General features: G+C 51.9%; 15 protein-coding genes. 2 read left to right on the plus strand and 13 right to left on the minus strand.

The window, feature by feature from the left end; genetic code table 11:
* Positions 1–3: 3 nt before the first annotated feature.
* The 6 genes from B5E82_RS00615 to B5E82_RS00640 form a co-directional block, all read right to left on the minus strand.
* Positions 4–711, minus strand: coding sequence for an isoprenyl transferase (locus B5E82_RS00615; protein ID WP_087305285.1), 708 nt, complete (start codon positions 709–711; stop codon positions 4–6).
* A gap of 66 nt (positions 712–777) precedes the next feature.
* Positions 778–1332, minus strand: a complete 555-nt coding sequence (frr, locus tag B5E82_RS00620; protein ID WP_087305287.1) for a ribosome recycling factor — start codon at positions 1330–1332, stop codon at positions 778–780.
* 91 nt (positions 1333–1423) lie between these two features.
* Positions 1424–2119 carry a UMP kinase gene (gene pyrH / locus B5E82_RS00625; protein WP_087305290.1) on the minus strand — a complete coding sequence of 232 codons (696 nt, stop codon included), beginning with the start codon at positions 2117–2119 and terminating at the stop codon, positions 1424–1426.
* Positions 2120–2306: 187 nt separating this feature from the next.
* Positions 2307–2543 (minus strand): hypothetical protein, encoded by a 237-nt coding sequence (locus tag B5E82_RS00630; protein ID WP_087305672.1) that lies wholly within the window; start codon positions 2541–2543, stop codon positions 2307–2309.
* 238 nt (positions 2544–2781) lie between these two features.
* Positions 2782–3621, minus strand: coding sequence for a DegV family protein (locus B5E82_RS00635; RefSeq protein WP_087305292.1), 840 nt, complete (start codon positions 3619–3621; stop codon positions 2782–2784).
* Between the two features lie 192 nt (positions 3622–3813).
* A complete protein-coding gene (locus B5E82_RS00640) occupies positions 3814–5115 on the minus strand; it encodes a M18 family aminopeptidase (RefSeq protein WP_087305294.1) in 1302 nt (433 codons plus the stop codon).
* A gap of 157 nt (positions 5116–5272) precedes the next feature.
* Between B5E82_RS00640 and B5E82_RS00645 the strand changes: the two genes are divergently transcribed.
* Positions 5273–5776 (plus strand): DUF5721 family protein, encoded by a 504-nt coding sequence (locus B5E82_RS00645; RefSeq protein WP_087305296.1) that lies wholly within the window; start codon positions 5273–5275, stop codon positions 5774–5776.
* A gap of 58 nt (positions 5777–5834) precedes the next feature.
* Here B5E82_RS00645 and B5E82_RS00650 read toward each other — a convergent pair whose 3' ends face one another.
* The 5 genes from B5E82_RS00650 to B5E82_RS00670 form a co-directional block, all read right to left on the minus strand.
* A complete protein-coding gene (locus tag B5E82_RS00650; protein ID WP_242966205.1) occupies positions 5835–7022 on the minus strand; it encodes a DHHW family protein in 1188 nt (395 codons plus the stop codon).
* A 15-nt stretch (positions 7023–7037) separates the two neighbouring features.
* A complete protein-coding gene (locus B5E82_RS00655) occupies positions 7038–8429 on the minus strand; it encodes an MBOAT family O-acyltransferase (RefSeq protein ID WP_087305298.1) in 1392 nt (463 codons plus the stop codon).
* Positions 8430–8448: 19 nt separating this feature from the next.
* Complete coding sequence (locus tag B5E82_RS00660) at positions 8449–8922, minus strand: DUF4358 domain-containing protein (protein WP_162610664.1); 474 nt, start codon at positions 8920–8922, stop codon at positions 8449–8451.
* Positions 8919–9749 (minus strand): GDSL-type esterase/lipase family protein, encoded by an 831-nt coding sequence (locus B5E82_RS00665; RefSeq protein ID WP_162610665.1) that lies wholly within the window; start codon positions 9747–9749, stop codon positions 8919–8921. The genes B5E82_RS00660 and B5E82_RS00665 overlap by 4 nt, the downstream gene beginning before the upstream one ends.
* A gap of 139 nt (positions 9750–9888) precedes the next feature.
* The gene (locus tag B5E82_RS00670) at positions 9889–11952 is read right to left on the minus strand and encodes a hypothetical protein (RefSeq protein ID WP_087305303.1); all 2064 of its coding nucleotides are present in this window, start codon (positions 11950–11952) and stop codon (positions 9889–9891) included.
* Positions 11953–12261: 309 nt separating this feature from the next.
* Here B5E82_RS00670 and htpG point away from each other — a divergent pair, with 309 nt between their 5' ends.
* Complete coding sequence (htpG, locus tag B5E82_RS00675) at positions 12262–14370, plus strand: molecular chaperone HtpG (protein ID WP_087305304.1); 2109 nt, start codon at positions 12262–12264, stop codon at positions 14368–14370.
* 116 nt (positions 14371–14486) lie between these two features.
* Here the strand turns inward: htpG and B5E82_RS00680 are convergent, their stop codons facing one another.
* On the minus strand, positions 14487–15773 hold the full coding sequence (locus B5E82_RS00680; RefSeq protein WP_087305306.1) for an ABC transporter permease: 1287 nt from the start codon (positions 15771–15773) through the stop codon (positions 14487–14489).
* Positions 15773–16474 (minus strand): ABC transporter ATP-binding protein, encoded by a 702-nt coding sequence (locus B5E82_RS00685; protein WP_087164348.1) that lies wholly within the window; start codon positions 16472–16474, stop codon positions 15773–15775. Before B5E82_RS00685 ends, B5E82_RS00680 begins: the two co-directional genes overlap by 1 nt.
* Between the last annotated feature and the right edge of the window lie 5 nt (positions 16475–16479).

Here is a 16479-nt window from a genome sequence, read left to right on the forward strand (position 1 = left end):
CGATTATTCCTCCCTCACGCCGCCATACCGTCTGTCTCTGCGGTTGTAGGCTTCAATGGCTTTGGCAAGCTCCTCTTTTGTAAAGTCCGGCCAGTGCACATCCGCAAAGTAAAATTCCGTGTAGGCCAGCTGCCAGAGCAGGAAATTGGAAAGACGCTCTTCCCCGCTGGTGCGGATCAGCAGATCCGGGTCCGGAATTTCTGCCGTATCCAGATAGGATGAAAAGGTCTCTTCCGTAATATCCTCCATCCCCAGCTTCCCGGCGTCCCGGTCCGCCGCCATCTTTCTCATGGCCCTGACCATCTCATCCCGGCTGCCATAATTGATGGCAATCTGGAAATTCAGGCCGTCGTTATGCGCGGAAGCCTTTTCCAGCTCGTCTATCCGGTTCCGGATATCCTCATCCAGTCCTGTCTTGTCCCCGATGACGCGGACTCTCATATGGTTTTTCTCCGCAGTCTTCAGACAGGTCTTCATATAGTTGCGCAGAAGCTTCATCAGTTCATTTACTTCATCGTCGGGCCTTTTCCAGTTCTCAGTGGAAAAGGCATAGACTGTCAGATACTTAATCCCCATGTTCCAGGCTTCCCGGCAGATGGTCTCCACATTCTTGCTTCCCTGGGCATGTCCATAATTGCGCGGCATTCCCTTCGCCTTCGCCCACCGGCCGTTCCCATCCAGAATAATCGCTACATGCTGCGGTATTTTCATATAGATTCTCCTTCACACAAGGAGACGGGCATCATCAACATATACCCGTCCCCCTCATTGTCTCTCTTATACTGTAAGAATTTCCTTTGACTTCTCTTCCACAGCCTTATCAATGTCAGCAATGTATTTATCTGTCATCTTCTGTACTTTCGTCTCAAGATCTTTCTGATCATCCTCAGAAATCTCGTTTGCCTTGTTCTGCTTTTTAAAGGTCTCATTGGCGTCACGGCGGATATTTCTCACTGCCACCTTGGCCGCCTCGCCCTTTTTCTTAATGTCCTTTACAAGCTCTTTTCTGCGCTCCTCTGTCAGCTCCGGAAATACCAGACGGATTACAGAGCCGTCATTGGTGGGCGTGATGCCCAGATCAGAAGCCAGAATCGCCTTTTCAATCCCCTTCAGAAGACTTTTTTCCCAGGGCTGAATCTGAAGCATGCGCGGCTCGGGAACAGAAACATTTCCTACCTGCTGCAGCGGCGTCGGCGCTCCATAATAGTCTACCTTGATTTTGTCCAAAACATGCGGATTGGCACGTCCCGCGCGAATCGATGTAAAATCCCGTATCATCGAATCGTATGATTTTGTCATCTTCTCCTCGTATACCTTTAATCTCTCGTCCATATTGATGTCCTCCGCTTTTATTTCGCTTTTTTCTCTTTTTCCGCAGTACCGTCAGCCTGGAAATTGTCTGCCCCCGCTGCCCGGCTCCGCCTTATACCGTGATCTTTGTTCCGGCGCTCTTTCCTCTTGCCGCGTTTACAATGCTGTCCCCGCCTTCCAGTCCGAAGACCAGCATGGGCATATGGTTCTCCATGCACATGATAGACGCGGTCAAATCCATCACCGCCAGCCGCTTGTCAATTACCTCCGCAATGGAGATCTCATCGTACTTCACAGCCTCCGGGTTCACCTTCGGATCGCTGTCATAGACGCCATCCACCGCTTTCGCAAGCAGGATTATATCCGCTTCTATCTCGATGGCCCGCAGCGTCGTGGTCGTATCCGTGGAAAAATACGGATGTCCTGTTCCTCCCGCAAAGAATGCGACCTTGCCCCTGTTCAGGCAGGCCAGAGCTTCGTCTTTCGTAAAGAGCTTTGCGAAGCCGCCGCACACAAAGGGGGTAAATACCTCTGTGCCAAGTCCCACGGAACGGAAGATCTCCGATACGTAAATGCAGTTCATAACTGTAGCCAGCATCCCGATCTGATCCGCCTTCACTCTGTCCATATTCTCGCTGGTGCGGCCTCTCCAGAAATTTCCTCCGCCAATTACAATGCCTACCTGTATCCCGTCATCCACCAGAGTCTTCACCTGACGGGCCACACCCAGAACCGTGGCCTCATCAAAGCCTGTATGCTTTTCTCCTGCCAGGGCTTCTCCGCTCAATTTCAACAAAACTCTCTTCATACTGTTCTCCTGCTTCTTTTCTGATGACCTGCGCCGGCGCAGGTATAATTATCTGACGCCATTATACCATAAATCCCGGAAATTTCAATCCATAATCCTGCGGCAAAAACCCCTGCCCGGCAGAGGCGGCGGAAAAACCTCCTTTGCCGGACAGGGGCGTGTGGTTTCGCATTCTTTCTATATGAATTTATGACTCTTCCAGACCATTCAGATAATCGTCCAGCGCAGTCGTATTGATGGTCAGCGCAGACGTATCCGGTCTCGTGGCAATATCATAGACCGAGTAACCCAGCCAGCATACCAGCGCCAGCACGATGACACCCGCGCAGATCTTCATAAGGCGCTTATGGCGCTTCTCCTTTGCCAGAATCTCTTTACGGTTTGCTTTTTCTTCTTTATAGCGGTTTACTTTTTCCTGACTCATCTTTCCAATTCCTCTCTTACAAAATATCTGATGGGCACAGCCCGGTATCTTAATTTCCAGCCAGGACTCCCGGAAGGCTTCCATGGAGCCTGATGCAATGCCTAACGGTATTATAACATAAATTTAAGAAAAATCTATTAAAAAATAACACGGATCACAAAACCGGAGCGCAGCTCTCCTCCGCGCTCCGGTTTCTCCCGGTTATGCTGTCACATGCCCTATCCTGTCATACCGTACCCTATACCACCACAATCACTCCGCCATCGCTGGCATAGAGACTGCTGACTCCGGCTGTATCCAGAACCAGAACATCTTTGACATGGATTCTTTTGAGAATCTCTTCCTTCACCATCTCTGCCCGGGCCGGACAGTTGCAGTGGGAAATGGCCAGAACCTTTTCCTCCGGATTCTTCACACCGTCCGCAATATAGTCCACCATTTTTTTCAGAGCCCGGTTGATGCCGCGCGCCTGATCCAGCTGGCAGATGGTTCCCTCGGGTGTGGAGCCCATGACCGGCTTAATATTCAGGGCATTTGCCACAAAAGCCTTCAGGTTGCTGAGGCGCCCGTTCTTGCGCAGGGCCTCCAGAGACTCCAGCACGAAATACGTGTGCTGGGATTCTATATATGCTTCCACTTTCTCTATCACCTGCTGAAAGCCCAGGCCTTCCTTTTCGCACTCCTCTATCTTCAGCGCGATCAGCGTCTCGCCAATGGAGGCGGAACGGGAATTGAACACATAAATGTTCTTTTCTCCTTTTTCCTCTTTATAAAGCTTCTTTCCAAGCTCGGCGCTGTTATAGGAGCCGCTCAGCTCTGCGGACAGAGTCACCGCGTATACGTTCTCCGCCTCGCAGGTATAAGCCTCCAGATAACGCTCCGGAGAAGGACAGGACGACTTCGGACAGTTGGGACTTGCCGCCACTCTCTTCAGAAAATCCGCCTGATCAAAGGTCTCGTCATCTATCACGGAATGTCCGTCTATATCCAGCACGAGAGGCACGCTCTCGAAATGGGGATCATTTTTGCATCTTTCCGGCAGCTCACCACAGCTGTCTACCACAATTTTATAACTCATAGCTCTCCTCCGATAATTCGCAGCCACTTAATGTAGTTTTTAATACCATATTAGATAGTAGCATACCGACAGGAGCTTTTCAAGAGCTTTTGACAAATTTATATTCACATTCTGTTACAGAGCATTATCTTCTCCGTCATCCGGTATCCGGGCGCCGTTCTCACTGCCCCGCGGGAATCAAGCCCGGGCTTTCTACAGGCTGTAAAAGGCTGTAACAGCCCGCACAAGACTTTCCTGATCCGCCGTCCCCATCAGCTCCCGGCTGGAATGCATGGCCAGAAGAGGCACGCCCACATCCACCGTTTTGACCGGATAAAAGGAGGAGGCAATGGAACCCAGAGTACTTCCGCTTGTTCCGTCCGAACGGTTGGCAAACTTCTGATATGGTATTTTTTCCGCGTCGCAGATCTGCTGCATCACCGCCACCGCCTCGCTGTCTGTGGCATAGGACTGGCTGCTGGCCTCCTTGATGCAGATTCCCCGGCCAAGTACATTTTTATTCGTAGGATCATTCTTGTCCGCATAGTTCGGATGCAGCGCGTGGCCCACATCTACAGACAACAGCATGGCATCCGCAAATGTCTCCAGAAACTTTTCTCTGCCTCTGCCGAAGGAAAGCAGAATCCGCTCCGCCACCGCTGACAGAAACACAGAGCCCGCCCCCTGCTTCGTCCTGCTGCCTATCTCCTCATGGTCAAAGAAAGCCGCCAGATTCACGCCGCGGTCCCGGCCTCCCTCGATGAGCGCCGTCACCACAGCCTGCACGCTGGTCAGATTGTCCAGGCGGGGCGAGGAGATAAATTCCTCAGACATTCCGAGGAAATCTCCCGTATCCGTATTGTAAAGCCCAAGCTCATAATCCAGGATATCTTCCTTTTCCACCCGAAGCTGCCGGGCCAGATATTCCAGAAAAAATTCGCTTTCTTTTCCTTCCTCTTCCGTTTCCTCCAGACCCAGCACCGGAAGAAGGTCCTTCTGCCGGTTCAGCTCCACGCCCTTGTTCACGTCTTTATTGATATGAATAGCCAGATTGGGAATCGTCAGGAAGGGCTTCCGGAAATCCACGTACCGAATTTCCGGGTGGAAGATGTCCTCACTGCGGAGCGTCACGCGGCCGGCCGCAGAAAGAGGGCGGTCCAGCCAGGTATTCAGAATCGCGCCGCCGTAGACTTCCACATTGATCTGTCTGTATCCGTCCTTATTCATCTCCGGGCTCGGCTTAATCCGAAGTCCCGGAAAATCTGTGTGAGCCGCCGCAATCCGGAAATCATCTCCGTACGCAAAATATCTGCCTATGGTAAAGGCTGTCAGTGTGGAGCCATTATGTACCAGGTAATATTTTCCTCCATTTTCCAGGTTCCAGTCCCGATTCATGCTGAGTTTCTGAAAGCCGGCCTCCGCAAGCTGCCGCTCCACATTCGCCGCCACATGAAAAGGAGAGGTTCCCTCTTCTACCAGAGAAAGCAGTTTTTCCGCATGATCCATTCTTTTCATCCTGTTGTAACCTCCTCGTTTTTTATCAGTATATAATGAATTGCTTTCTGTTTCAATTCCATGTATACTGTTTTCATAACAGCTTCGGTGTACCAAGAGACAATGCAGCCAAAAATGGCTGAATTTGTACCCCTGCCGGAAAATAACGGAGGTTCCCATGATTTCTTTTCAGATTCAGGATATCAAAGATTTTATGAGCAGGCTGCTGCTCTCTCCCGCTTTTGACGCCTTTCTTGTGGTGGAGGGAAGCGTCACCACCTTCAGCGCTTTCGTCATCGACGGGCGCCTGCGTCCCGATTATTACGCAAAGGAAGAACAGGAAGAGCTGGGCTTAAACGGCCGGCATTTTACGCGCTGGCAGGAACTCCGCCCTTTCTGTCTTGCTCTTATCAAAGGAAAACGGACCCCGCTGGGCTTCCACTTTACCTTCCAGCTCTCGCCGGAAAACACGGAAAAGCTTCTCGTCCAGACAGACTCCGTCTTTTCTCCTGCCGATGTAAACGGCCTCGTGCTGAATATCCGCTTTGAAAACGGAAAACTTTCCTGTACCACAGGCACCTCCCTGAAACTGTTCACCCTGGACAAATCCCTGGACCAGGCCTGGGACCGTATGGTTCAGAAATTTTTCCTGCAGCAGAATATTTCCTTTACCCTTCTGTAACGCCGGCGTCCAAGGGGCAGTACGCTTTGGGATACCGGCGCTGATGAGTCCCGCGCGCTCACTCTTCCAGGGACAGGTGCAGCACGTCGTCCGTCAGGAAGGTATTCAAATTGTAGAGAAACAGCACGTCCGTAAAGGACTGGCCTGCTGTCAGGCTTTCCAGATCCCCGTAGTAATAGCGCGGGTCCACCAGCACAATCTCCCGGAACTGCGACACCAGAAAGGGCACAAAACAGTTCGCGTAGGAATCCTTTATCAGAAGAAGGGTCCGCTTGCTGTCCGCCATGGTCCGTATTCTCACCAGAGGATGGTTTCCGTTCAGGAACATTCCGTATTGATCCCTTGTTTTCAGTTTTTCCGACGCATAGAGGGAAGCAGATTCCTCCTGCTCTTCCACATAGCTTACTACCAGGTCTGTCTGCGCCCCCGGCCAGAAGACTGAGATGGTATCCGGATCAGCCTGGTATCCGCTCCGGGAAGCAAGCGTTCCCTCAAAAGAATCCGAAACCGGGTAAAGGGGCGGCGTCTCCGGAGCCTCCGGTTCTGCAAGCCCCATGACTGAAGCCGCTTTTTCATAAGCGTACCAGGCTCCAAGCGTCGTCCAGTGATGGTCTGTCCGGTAATAGATGTATTCCTGCCGGTGTTCCCGCAAGGTATCATAGACCGGTATATTCAGAACCGCGTCTCCCAGATACCCGGAAATCTGCTGCAGCTGATCCGCCTGAGACTCTACAGGAGCAAAATCCGGCAGTCCTTCCGGATTCACTCCGGCAGCGTCCGGAACCAGCAGCAGATAGGAAGACAGCTCCGGATGGCGCTGGCAGAAGGACCGTATGGCGTCCAGATTCGTCCACACTCCCTCCCCCAGCTTTTCCGGCTTCTCGTAAAGGCTGCCGTCCTTTCCCAGAAACACACCGCCCGAATCCTTTTTCCCGAGAATCCGGTCCGCGGCGGTGCGAAGGGTGATCCAGCCATCCCGGAAAATAAACTGGTCCGTCTGCCAGGTCTCAAAGCTTTTCATAAAACGGCCGTCCAGAACAGAGGAGATCTGCCACTGGGGCTTCTGCTCCAGCATTCGATTCTCTGTATCGGAAAAGCTGCGATCCTTATGATAATAATTCAGAACTCCAAAACCGAACAGAAGCAGTACAAAGCTGATGCCCAGCACACAATACGCCGGATTTTTCATCCGGCCCTGCGCCCGCTGTCCGTTCTGCTGTTTTTCCCGTCTTTTCTCTCTTCTCATGCCGCGTTCCTCCCGCTAAAACCGGAAATACAGGAATGGATTGTAAGTGTCGTGGATCAGATATGCCGTGCTCAGGAGAAACAGGCCCAGGTACAAAAGGAGCAACACCGGCTTCACCCGCCCTTTCTGCCACTGCCTGCCGCAGATACCTGAAGGCAGCGGCGTAGAGCACAGCCATGACAGCCAGAACAGCAGCAGGCTGGTAAGCAGATAATACATCCCCATATTATCCGTAAGAGGGCTGGCCGTCCGGCCGAACATAACCTGCAGATACCCGATGGCAGAACTTAAGGTAGGGCTGAAAAAGAATACCCAGCCAACAGCTGCCAGCAGCATCGTATACACATTTCCAATCAGCGGCAGTTTTTCCGTCACTCTGCGCAGCAGATATTTCTCCACAATCAGCAGAACGCCGTAATAAAGCCCCCACACCACAAAATTCCAGCTGGCCCCGTGCCAGAGGCCTGTCAGCGTCCAGACAATCAGAAGATTCAGCATGTGCCGGGGCACGCTGACCCTGTTGCCGCCCAGCGGAATATAGACGTATTCCCGGAACCAGGAGCTTAAGGAAATATGCCATCTGCGCCAGAACTCCGTAACGCTCCGGGCGCAGTAGGGGTAGTGGAAATTCTCCTTGAACTCAAAACCGAACATTTTCCCAAGGCCCACCGCCATATCCGAATATCCGCTGAAATCAAAATAAATCTGAAAGGTATAAGCCGCCACTCCCACCCAGGCCGTAAGCACTGACTGGGGAGCCGAAGCTGTCACCGCCTCAAAGACAGCCCCCAGATTATTTGCCAGCAGCACCTTCTTCGCAAGGCCGCCGATAAAATACCGGGTCCCTTCTCCAAAAAGGTCCCAGGAAGTAAAACGCTTCTTAAGCTGGGCGTCGATATCCGCGTACTGAACGATAGGTCCCGCCACCAGCTGCGGAAACATGGAAATATAAAGGCCGAAAGAAATCAGGCTCGTCTGCCCGCCCGTCTTTCTCCGGTACACATCCGCCAGATAGGAGATCGACTGAAAGGTATAAAAAGACAGTCCCACCGGCAGCCCCAGGGACACATCCGGGAGCTCCACAGCAAAAAGCCTGCCCAGATTTTCCGCCAGGAAACCATAGTATTTAAAAAGGCCGAGCAGCAGCAGGTTCACAGTCACGCCCAGAATCAGGCTGCCGCGGCCGTTCCGGCCCTTTTCCTGCTGCCTTTCAATATCAAGACCTATCACATAATTAAACAGGATGCTGTAAAGCATCAAAAACAGATACACCGGCTCTCCCCAGGCGTAAAAAATCAGGCTCGCCAGAAGCAGCACAAAATTGCGAAGCTTCACCGGCGCCAGATAATAGGCCAGGATCACCAGAGGAAGAAACGTAAATATAAATACAATGCTGCTGAAAACCACGCTGTCCGTCCTTTCCGTCCTACAGTCCCTTCAAAAAGGCAGTCTTTACCTCCTGCGCCCGCTCGGATACCACAAAGAGTACATACGGGTCCTCTTCCTGTATCACGCAGTTATCCAGAAGCTGCACCTGTTCCGGGCCATAGCCCTCAAAATTATTTTTCTGTGTCTCCGCGCGTTTTTCCGCGGCAAGACGTACCTGTCCGGCCTGTTCCGATGAAGCGCATTCCACCAGAAGCAGCTCTTCCACCGCCATGTTATCTTCTGCCGTAAGGAGATACCAGTTCGCAAGCTCTCCCCCGTTCACTCCGTAGAGTCTTCTGAGAAGCTGGGCGTCTCCCTCTTTCATCCCGGACGTGCCGAACACTTCCTGAACCTCACTCCGCAGAACGGCAAAGTCAACCCGCCGTCTGCTCCCATGAAAAATCCCCCATACCAGAATCACAAAGAGGCCAAGCAGCAGAATCTTCGCCGTCTGAAGCATCACATCTTTCATATGCCTGCCGCCTCCTCCATGCGCTGCAGCCAAAGGGTGTAAGGCTCTGAGGTCAGGTGGGTGGAATCCTTCTGATACCATTCCTCATGACCTGCAAGAATATCCCCGCTGTCTATAAATGTAATTCCCCATTTCGCGCAGAGCTCTTTCAAAGCCGCGTTAAAATCTCCCACATGAGCCAGCACCGGCTTTTTCTCCACCGCCGCCGGAAGCACCGGCATAATGGCATTGACATAGAGCGGAAGTTCCGGGGCCCGGTCACGGATTTCCTGCAGCCTTTTCTCATACTCTTTTACAAAACGGCCGCTGTCCCCCGCGCAGTATTCCAAATCATTCAATCCGATAGAAAGGAAAAGACAGGAAGGTGAAAGGTCCAGAGCCTTTTCAATATCCGGCCCCGCCGAATCCGCCCGCAGGCCTTTCTGCGCCACAATCCGGGAGGGATCAAGAATCTCATAGTCAATAAATCCTTCCGCCACGGAATCCCCCACAAGGACTGCCTGTTCAAACCTTCTGCGCAGGCTGTCTTTATCCGTGCCTTTCTCAGGCTGTTCCTCTCCCGCCTGTGCGCCGGAGACCGCCTCCTGCTCCGCCCGCTCTGCCTCTTCCTGCTGTCTCTCCGCTTCATCCCTGGCGTTCAGAGCGGCTTTGATCTCGCCCGTATCCCTCTGTTCCAGGGCCGTAATCCATGCCAGCGCCGGGAACTCTTCTTTCTCCTTCTGCCGGATCTGGCAGCCCTGCCAGACACATGCCGCCGCCAGAATCAGAACTGCTGCCAGCAAACCTCTGTTTCTGTTTTTGCCTTTTCTTTTTTGTCTCGTTCTCAAACTGTCCTCCAGGCTTTCTATCCAAATATCCAAACGGTCCTCAGCCGGCAGAAAAAAAGCCCTTTTTCACCGGCTTCCGGAATTTTTCAACATTTCTCACACATAATAGACGTGCATTCTGCTATTTAAGTTTCAAAAATCACAGCCAAAATTCAATCAGATGCTCCGCCCGGTAAAACCAGACCGGATTCAGATATTCGATCTTCTCATAGACATCTGTAAAAACCGTAAGAAAATGAAAGATCGCAGACTGGGCAGACAGAGCCAGGAAAATGCCATAGCCTGTCTTCCAGTATTTTGTGCCGGAAACCTTTTCCAGGCTTCCAAATACTACCGGCGCGGCCGCCAGAAAGAAAAGCCAGGTATAATCCACGGTATAACGCGGAATCAGCCCTCCTATCTGAAAATCGATAAACGCAAGCAGAAGGGCCAGTCCTGTCAGCATGCAGGAAAACGCGTACACGCTTCCTCCACCCACCAGTTTTTTCAGGCGGAACACCGCCAGGCTGGCAAAAAGTATGAGGTTCACCGCCATTACGCCCCCAAAGCCGGTCTCTATGATAGACTGCCCGTAATACTGACTTCTCACAGACACCTGTTCAAAATAAGGAAATACGCCGGTAATGACGGGAGGCTGGAACAGCGTGGTAAAATAACCGAACACCGTCCTGCCCGCCTCCATCTTTCTCTGCCTCATGTCCTGGAGCGTCAGATTGTAGGCGGCTCCAAAGTCAAACACACTGCCGAATCGAATCTGGTTATAGTACATCAGGCCTGCCGCCACAAGAAGGAACGGCAGGCAGAAAGAAACCACGTCTGCAGCCTTTCTGTCTTTCAGCAGCCTGCCCTCCCTGACCGCGCTCCAGAACAGAGGAACAGCCAGCACGGAAACCAGCACCAGCTGCGGCCTGCAGCCCGCGGTCAGCGCCAGCAGAAGGGAACCGGCGGCCATTTTCCACCTGCTTACCCGCTCCGGCTCCAGAGCCTTCATCCAGAACCACAGCCCCCAGACACCAAAAGCCAGCGCGCACAGAATCGGCACATTGTAAAAGGTAGGGTTTCGGAAAAAGCTCCATACTCCGCATGCGTTCGCAGTCAGAAAACTGAACAGGAGCCATACAGTAAAAGGCGTCTTCCGGAACCACCTTCGTACAGCCGCTCCCAGCAGCGCAAAGACTCCGGCCATAAAAAAGGCGCCCGAAATCTGAAGCACCGGAAGCACCGACAGATCATTTCCCGTGGCCAGATAGTACGGCAGGAAAAACAAAAGCTCCGGCACAATTCCAAAATACACGTAATAACGCCCGTTATAGTAGGCGGCGTCCCACAGATAGCTGACTCCCGCCGGTTCCAGCGTCATGCTGCGCAGCCGGTAATCGTAAGGATTGGAAAGGGATTTCAGCATCTCATCCGGCTCCACCATCAGCCAGGTCTTCCCCTCCGCCAGCGAATGAGCCAGCATCTGGTACTGCCGCGTATTGAGCTGGTTCTGTTCCGTATCGATGGCCTGCAGATTCTGGCGTTCCACATAGCCGGCCGCCAGGATATTGGCGCAGAGAATCACCGCCACAAGGAGTCTTCCCTTCCAGCCGCATTCCACATACAGCCTTCTGTGAACGGGGGAAGAAGGACGCAGAAACCAGGCAGCCAGAAGCAGCAGCATAACTGCCGCAAGCCGGACCGCTGAACAGGTAAAGGGGACCGGCACATTCCCGCTGACATCATAGATACGAATCCGATCTCCCTGTTCCGCATTGATAATCAGCTGGACCTCCTCCGTAGGGCCGCTGAGCTGCAGGCGGATATATTCGCTTTTCGGCACCCTGTACAGGATGTCCCTTTCCGGCAGCCGGAAATATTTCTGATTGGCGCCGTCCGTCACCTTCAGCTGGATATTCACCGCCTCATCCTGAGGCGTGGAAGGATTCTCTATCTTCAGGCCCACATGGATATTGTGAAGCTCCCGGTTGATATTCAGAAGCTCTATGGTCGCCGTCTCCTCGCCTTCCGCTTCCGTCACTTCATACAGCGTCGGTTCTATCTGCCGGAGCCCCGGGCCCACCAGCCACTCCTGCATCAGCACATGCTCATCCCGCCACAGATACGATTCCCAGTGGCGGAAATTGAATACAAAAAATTCCAGCACCACAGCCAGGCAGCACAAAAGCAGCGGTACTTTCCAGTATATCAGCATTTTTTTCATTCTTTTATTCCTCATTTTTCTCCCGTATGGCTTCATTATAGCACAGGATATTTGCAGATCCAGACTCCCTTTGAAACTTAATAAAAACTTCAAGATTCCGTAAAAAATGACATATTTCGGCTTGTGTTTATAGATTTTTAAGAAAGTTTATGAAATTTTGTTAGCACTCAACCGATTAGAGTGCTGATTTTCTATTGACTTTTTGAAACCGCTGAATTAAAATATGAAACAGAGCAAATTACAGCCTGCCTGTCCCCACAGTAAAACTGCCGGGCAGGCAGGCGGATTATCAGAAGGAGTGAAATAGAAATGGCTGACAAGCATGGAAGTCTTTCCATTAACAGTGAAAATATTTTTCCGATTATTAAAAAATGGCTGTATTCCGATCACGACATTTTCTTCCGTGAGCTGGTTTCAAACGGCTGCGACGCGATCACCAAGCTGAAAAAGCTGGCTCTGATCGGCGAATACACCTATCCGGAAGATCACAAGGACAGCATCCGCGTCATCGTGAATCCGGAAGAAAAAACGCTGAAATTCATTGATACGGGACTTGGTATGACGGCTGACGAAGTGGAGGAATATATCAATCAGATCGCTTTCTCCGGCGCCGCCGATTTCCTTGAGAAATATAAAGACAAAGCCAACGACGACCAGATCATCGGACACTTTGGTCTGGGCTTCTACTCTGCTTTCATGGTAGCGGACGAGGTCCACATCGACACCCTGTCCTATCGGGAGGGCGCCGCGCCCGTTCACTGGGAATGCGACGGCGGCACAGAATACAGTATGTCCGACGGAACACGCACCGAAATCGGTACGGAGATCACCCTGTTCCTGAACGAAGACAGCCTGGAATTTGCCAACGAGTACCGGGCAAGAGAAGTCATCGAAAAATACTGTTCCTTCATGCCGGTAGAGATTTTCCTGGAAAAGGCAAATGCTCCCCAGGAATACGAAACCATTGACGAGGCTGATTTAAGAGACGATGACGTCATCGTAGAGCGTATCCATGAAGAAGCCAAGACAGAAGAAGTGGAAAACGAGGACGGCACCAAGGAGACAAAAGAGATCTCTCCGGCCAGAGACCGGGTAAAGATCAACAAACGTCCCGTTTCCTTAAGCGATACTGCGCCTCTGTGGACCAAACGGCCGGGCGACTGCACCGACGAGGAGTACAAGACCTTCTACCGCAAGGTATTCCGGGATTACAAAGAGCCCCTGTTCTGGATTCACCTGAACATGGATTATCCCTTCAACCTGAAAGGTATTCTGTACTTCCCGAAGATCAATACAGAGTATGATTCCATCGAGGGAACCATTAAGCTGTACAATAACCAGGTCTTCATCGCCGACAACATCAAAGAGGTCATTCCGGAGTTCCTGATGCTCTTAAAGGGCGTCATCGACTGTCCGGATCTGCCTCTGAACGTGTCCAGAAGCGCCCTGCAGAACGATGGCTTCGTAAAGAAGATTTCCGACTATATCTCCAAGAAGGTGGCCGACAAACTCACCGGCATGTGCAAAACCGACAGGGAGAACTATGAAAAATACTGGGACGACATCAGCCCCTTTATCAAATTCGGCTGCCTGAAAGACGAAAAATTCTGTGATAAAATGACGGATTACATCCTGTTCAAGGATCTGGACGGCAAATATCTGACCTTAAAGGATCTGCTTCCTGAAGAGGAGGCCTCCTCTGGTGAATCCGCAGATGATGTGGATATCGTGGAAAACGCCGATGAGACAGAGGCAAAAGACAGCAGCGCAGAAGAAAAGGACGCTGCCGAAACCTCCGAAGAAGACAAGGAGCCCGAAAAGACTACCATCTTCTATGTGACCGATGAGGTTCAGCAGAGCCAGTATATCAACATGTTCAAGGAGGAGGGCAAGAACGCCGTCATCCTGAAGCACAACATCGACTCTCCTTTCATTTCCCATCTGGAGATGAAGAACGAGAAGATCCGGTTCCAGCGCATTGACGCAGACCTGACCGAAGATTTTGTGGAAAGCACTGACGCGGAAGCCCTGAAGGAAACCACCGATTCCCTGACCGAAATTTTCCGCAAAGCCCTGAACAACGACAAGCTGGAAGTCAAGGTGGAGAAAATGAAGAATGAGAACATCTCCTCCATGATTACTCTCTCCGAGGAAAGCCGCAGAATGCAGGATATGATGAAAATGTACAGCATGGGCGGCAGCTTCGACGCCGGCATGTTCGGAGGCCAGACTCTGGTACTGAACGCCAATAACAAGCTGGTACAGTACATCCTGGAGCACAGAGACGGAGAACATGTGAACCTGTTCTGCGAACAGCTTTACGATCTGGCTCTCATCAGCAACCAGCCCCTGACTCCGGAGGCCATGACGAAATTTATCGCCAGAAGCAACGAAATTATGATGCTGCTGGCAAAATAAAAATATCTGCTTCCCATCGAAGAGAGAAGGTGCCCGCGCCATCCGGCGCGGGCACCTTCTCTTCTATTTTCCCTGTATGCTTACTTTTAATCCGGAACCATTATCTTACGGTTTTCTTACTCATACCTCAGCGCGTCAATCGGATTCATCTTCGCGGCCTTATTGGCCGGATAATAGCCGAAAAACACACCGATAAAAATCGAAAACGCCACCGAGAAAATGATGCCTTCCACAGACGGGGACGCGGCGTAGCCCATCGTCTTCGTGATGACCGCAGCCAGAACCAGGCCCAGCACAATTCCGATAAATCCGCCCAGCAGACAGATGACAATAGCTTCCATGATAAACTGAAGGCGGATGGAGCCATTGGGAGCGCCCAGGGCCTTTCTGGTACCGATCTCCCGGGTCCGTTCCGTGATGGACACCAGCATGATATTCATGACGCCGATGCCGCCCACCAGCAGGGAGATTCCCGCAATCGCCGAGATAGCCGCTGAAATCGTCGTCAGCATTCCCGTCATGGAGGCCACCATATCCGCCATGCTTGTGGCGCTGATTTCATAATTCTCATTGTGCCGGAAATATTTCCGGTTGAACCAGTTTTCCAGCTCTTTTGCGAAATCCGAGGAATCCACGCCCGTCTTCGCGGACAGCGTGATCTGGGAGTATCCCGCCGTAGAATGCGCCTGCTCCCGCGCCGCCTCGAAGGGCAGGTACATCTCCGTGGAAATGTATTCCTCCGGCAGGGACGTAAAGGCAGACTTGTCGTACTCATAGACGCCCACAATGGTGTAATTATAATATTTTCCATTCAGGTACACTTCTGTCTGGCTGCCTGCCGCCTTTTTGGTATCTCCGTCAAAGAGCTTTCTGACCACACGGTCAGACACAACCACAACCCCTTTTTTCTCCTTCTGATCCCGCTCGGTCAGAAGTCTTCCGCTTAGGAGCTTCAGGTCCTGATTCTTCAGAAAAGCAGTATTGACTCCCATCAGCGTCACATTGGAAGAGAGCTTTCCATCCTTCGCCTGCCCCTCTCCTACATTTTCGGAGAGCAGCACGCCGTCGATTTTATCCGCGAATTCCTTTTCCACGTCCTCCAGCATCTCATTCGTGAGATAGTCTTCTTCCGTCATGGACGCCTGCTGCATCTCTCCCTCAAACCGGTATCCTTCCTCCGTCACCTCTTCCTCCGGCTCCTTCTGCCGAAGCCCTACGGTGATGTGATTCGCTCCCATGGATTCCATAGAAGAAGTCACAGAACTGCGAATGGAGTTTCCGACGCTCATAATCGCAATCACAGAAGCGATTCCGATGATAATGCCAAGAATTGTAAGAAGGGCGCGCATTTTATTGGCCCGCAGGCTTCCAAGCGCCAGCAGAATATTTTCCAGAACCAGCATCAGGCTCCCCTCCTCTCTCCTGTGATTTCTCCGTCCCGGATGGTGATAATCCGGTCTGTCTCCGCCGCCAGCTCGTTGGAATGTGTAATGAGTACAATGGTCTTTCCCTCTTCCCGGTTCAGCCGGTGGAAGATGTCCATAATTCTGCGCCCGGTTTTGGAATCCAGCGCTCCTGTGGGCTCATCGGCCAGGATAATCGAAGGATCATTCGCCATGGCCCGGGCAATGGAGACACGCTGCTTCTGGCCTCCCGACAGCTCGTCCGGCTTATGGGACATCCGTTCTTCCATCCCGACCATTTCCAGATAATGTCTGGCTCTCTGTGCGCGCTCTTTTCTGCCTATTCCGGCATACATCATGGGCAGTTCCACATTTTTCAGGGCGCTTGTCCGGCTGATCAGATTATAGGTCTGAAACACAAAACCGATTTTCTGGTTGCGGATGCGGGACAGCTCCTGGTCCTTTAAGGCGGAAATATCCAGACCATCCAGCCGGTACTCTCCTTCTGTCGGCCGGTCCAGCACGCCGATGATATTCATCAGCGTACTTTTTCCTGAACCGGAGGCCCCTACAATGGACACAAATTCTCCTTTGTACACGGTCAGATCAATTCCATGGAGGATTTCAAGCTCGTGAGGCTTTCCGATGTAAAACCGTTTGACGATTCCTGTCAGTTCAATTGTCTTCTCTCTGTTCCTCATACCTT

It is taken from the genome of Lachnoclostridium sp. An138, from assembly GCF_002160765.1.
Taxonomy (GTDB): Bacteria; Bacillota; Clostridia; order Lachnospirales; family Lachnospiraceae; genus Laedolimicola; species Laedolimicola faecalis.